Origin of the sequence: Pseudomonas sp. K5002 (assembly GCF_013386655.1) — a bacterium.
Lineage (GTDB): Bacteria > Pseudomonadota > Gammaproteobacteria > Pseudomonadales > Pseudomonadaceae > Aquipseudomonas.
Genome location: NZ_JACARK010001439.1, coordinates 1 through 1,440, shown reverse-complemented (window position 1 = coordinate 1,440; position 1,440 = coordinate 1). Strand labels below are relative to the sequence as shown.

Annotated in this window: 1 protein-coding gene; it reads right to left on the bottom strand. The window is 64.3% G+C overall.

Annotated features, from left to right (window positions below; genetic code table 11):
- Positions 1 to 1,440 (bottom strand): RNA polymerase-associated protein RapA (rapA, locus tag HX846_RS37030; protein WP_178967439.1); only part of this gene is annotated, 1,440 nt, incomplete at both ends.

Here is a 1,440-nt window from a genome sequence, read left to right as displayed (position 1 = left end):
CGCCGCCAGGCGACGTTGAGCCTCGGCCACACGCTCGGCGTGACGCGGGGCAATCTTCTCCTCACCGGCGTTGATCCGCGGCGTCAGCTGGTCGCGCTGGGCCTGCACGAACTTGTTGGCGCTGGCCCGCGGCACGCTTTCCAACTGGTCATTCAAGGTCAGGAACGACACGCGGCCCGACAGGTCATTGCCATTGGCATCCAGCAGGCAACGCAGTGCCGCCGGTGGCAGGTAACGGCCCAACTGCAGCGAACGCGGAGCAACCACTTCGCTGACGTAGAGCAGTTCCAGCAACACGGTGCCCGGCTTGAGCGCCTTGTTCTTGATCAGCGCCACGGCGGTGTTGCCCATGGAACCGGACAGCACCAGGTCCATGCCGCCCTGCACCATCGGGTGTTCCCAGGTGATGAACTGCATGTCTTCGCGGGACAGCGCCTGGTTGCGGTCGTAGGTGATGGTCACACCTTCGTCGTCGCCCAGGGGGAAGCTGGCGTCGAGCATTTTTTCGCTGGGCTTGAGAATCAGTGCGTTTTCCGAATGGTCTTCGCTGTCGATGCCAAAGGCGTCGAACAGGGTTTCCATGTAGATCGGCAGGGTGAACTGGTCGTCTTGCTCAAGGATCGCTTCCACCAGCGCATCACCTTCGCCAGCGCCGCCGGAGTTGAGCTCCAGCAAACGGTCGCGGCCGGTGTGCAGTTCGGCTTCGAGGCGCTCGCGCTCGGCACGGGCTTCGTCGATCAGCCCTTGCCACTCGCCGTCGTCGGCGTTTTCCAGCAGCGGCAGCAGGCGCGGGCCGAACTGGTGCTGCAAGGCGTTGCCGGTCGGGCAGGTGTTGAGGAACGCGTTCAGCGCCTCGTGGTACCACTGGAACAGGCGCTCTTGCGGGCTGGTTTCCAGGTACGGCACGTGCAGTTCGATTACATGTTTCTGGCCGATCCGGTCCAGACGGCCGATCCGTTGTTCCAGCAAGTCCGGGTGGGACGGCAGGTCGAACAGCACCAGGTGGTGGGAGAACTGGAAGTTGCGGCCTTCACTGCCGATTTCCGAGCAGATCAGCACCTGGGCGCCGAATTCTTCGTCCGCAAAGTAGGCGGCAGCGCGGTCACGCTCGAGGATGTTCATGCCCTCGTGGAACACCGTGGCCGGGATGCCGGAGCGCACGCGCAGGGCGTCTTCCAGGTCCATGGCGGTTTCGGCGTGGGCGCAGATCACCAGGACTTTGGTGCGCTTGAGCATCTTCAGCTGGTCGATCAGCCACTCGACGCGCGGGTCGAAACGCCACCAGCGTTGTTCTTCATCGACGTCCGGCTGCGACTGGAAGCTGACTTCCGGGTACAGCTCGGCGTGCTCGCCCAGGGGCAGCTCGAGGTATTCGTCCGGGCACGGCAGCGGGTAGGCGTGCAGCTTGCGCTCCGGGAAACCTTGCACCGCGGCGCGGGT